Source organism: Bifidobacterium sp. POST2/T3 (B1), from assembly GCF_058197115.1.
Window position 1 is genome coordinate 1 of sequence record NZ_JBVPQK010000403.1, and the last position, 2322, is coordinate 2322.

At 51.8% G+C, this 2322-nt stretch carries 3 protein-coding genes; all 3 read right to left on the reverse strand.

Features of this window, described 5'->3' with window-relative positions; genetic code table 11:
* Positions 1-685: ATP-binding cassette domain-containing protein (locus AC0AP0_RS12135; protein WP_490430660.1), on the reverse strand; the 685-nt coding region annotated here is incomplete at its 3' end.
* Positions 686-716: 31 nt separating this feature from the next.
* Entirely contained in the window at positions 717-1475 is a 759-nt protein-coding gene (locus AC0AP0_RS12140) for a murein hydrolase transporter LrgB (RefSeq protein WP_490430661.1), read from the reverse strand.
* Complete coding sequence (locus AC0AP0_RS12145) at positions 1472-2089, reverse strand: hypothetical protein (RefSeq protein WP_490430662.1); 618 nt, start codon at positions 2087-2089, stop codon at positions 1472-1474. Before AC0AP0_RS12145 ends, AC0AP0_RS12140 begins: the two co-directional genes overlap by 4 nt.
* Between the last annotated feature and the right edge of the window lie 233 nt (positions 2090-2322).

Sequence of the window (2322 nt, forward strand, 5' to 3'; positions counted from 1 at the left end):
GACCGGCAGCTTCATGGATCAGCCCCTCTGTCGGCCCGTCATACTGGTTGCGTCCGCAACGTAATACACACACCCAAGGGCAGGTTTGTGCAACATCATCGAGTATGTGGGTGGAGAGGATAACGGTTCGATCCTGTCCCAGTTGGGCAAGGAGTGTGCGGAACCGCATGCGCTCTTCGGGATCCAACCCTGCTGTGGGCTCGTCGACTACCAGCAGCTGGGGGTCGCCCATAAGGGCCTGTGCGATGCCAACCCTGCGCCTCATACCCCCGGATAGGCCCCGGATAGGTAGGTTCATCGCGTCTTCCAATCCCACTTGTCCCAGGAGGGTATGTGCCTGCTCCTGCCGTACGTGTTTGTCGTCAATCATTTTCAAGATGCCGATATAATCAAGGAATTCAAGTGGCGACAGGTAGTCGTACGGGGTGATGTGCTGAGGCAGATAACCCAGGTGTCGTTTTAAATTTTGCCTATTGGCCGGCGATGACAGGTCTTGCCCATCAATAAAAACTTTACCTTTAGTCGGTTTGATTATTCCGGTGAGAATGCGCATGAGGGTTGTTTTGCCGGCACCATTTGGACCAATAAGCCCTATCATGCCCTGTGGAAGATCAACGGTCAGATCGTTCAAAGCGGCCGGTCTCCCCCGAAAATCCTTGGTCAGATGGTCAATAGAGATAAACATGTGAGTAATTCCTTTCAAAGTCAGTGGATAGTCAGACCCGAACTTTCATGTGGTTGGAGGCTATGTTTGCGCCAGTGAAGAGAAGGAAGATAATACACGCCTGCCAGAGCAAGGATATGACTCCCGATTGGACGGTAAAGGGGCCGTTCGCCGGTACGTACATAGGATCTGTATGGAACCATCCTTGGGCAATGGGATCGCCAATGACGGCCAGCGGGCCACCATTGAGCGTTGGAAGTGGTAAGAGGGGGGTATAGAAAGCCAACCAGGCCCATACCAGGACGGCAAGAATCCGGGCTACGATTGTGGGCAACAGGGCTCCTAGCAGGGCGGATATCCCCATAGCGATCAGCATTGATGGTGAGAGTATGACAAGTGCTACTGCCAGGGCCACCAGTATTGCCTTACCGTTGCCTTTAAAGGCTTGGTGGACCGCGATCAATACAAGGAAAAGCAGGGAAGATGATATGCAGATAACCCAGGCTCCCAAGACATGAGCCGAGCGGATGACGGCCATCGGCAAGGGGGAGGTGGATTCAAGCTCGTCCATACCTGTTCGCCTGCCGGCAGTCATAAGGTCGCTAAAAGATGCTGCGTATGCCAACGGGGTGAACATAGCAAGAACCTGTCCGGTAAAGACAAGACCATCTGCGTTGCTGAATCCAGGTGACATAGGAGAGGCATAGGCTAAAAAGAGGGCGAAGAGCGCCAGCGGTATGCTGGCTATCCACAAGGCTTTGCGCCGATAAAACATCAGTAGCGTGATGCGTACAAGGCTCAGTATCCTCATAGGGCAGCCACCTTTATAACATTGCGCTCTGCATCACCGCACATGTTCCATCCGAAGATTGCGCCTGCTGCTGCAATAAACAATGGAATGAGTCGTTGCCGGACCGGATCGGTGATGTATGGATCCCATATAAAACATAAAAACAGCCAAATAGCTATGGAAGCCAGCGATGACGTTGGCATAGACGTAGTGAGTACGGCAATAAGGAAAACCAGACAGTTGACAATGAATATACTGCCAACCGGGGTAATGATGCTCACCCATCCCAGGTCGCGTGGCCAAAGTCGCATCATATGCAAGCCGATAAAAAGAAGGGCTGCGGCAGTAAGAAATGCTCCGGTAATGATAAGCAGCCTGGTCACTTGAACCTTCCGCCATCCAGTTGGGGTTGACTCAACAAGTTCAACGATTGGGTCACCATTGAGCACAAAAGCTGTAGATAGGCCAGCAGTAATTACTGGCACCTGAGTAAGAACCATCATAACTGGCCGTATGCGGCTTAATGACCAAATGCCCTCCAGTAAGAAGCCCACAAAAAGAATGCCTGCAGTTAGTATAAACGGCAGTAATACCAGCCTAAAAAGCCTCTTGAGCTGTATACCTACGAAAGCCAACCTCGTTCACCTTCCTCACATCTGGTTTTGGCCTCGGCTGCCGCCAGACATTGTTCGCTACTCGTTCCGTCTGCTTAGTTAGTAGCGAGAGAGGATGAAAAGGTTCATGAATTTTTATCTCCATTGGCGAGTCGAGTATGCCAGGCAAGAGGGGCTGTAAGGATAACAGCAGATAGGAGTCCCACTGTCAGTAGGATGGTCCCTGCCCAGGCTGCGGTTGTAGTGGGTACCGA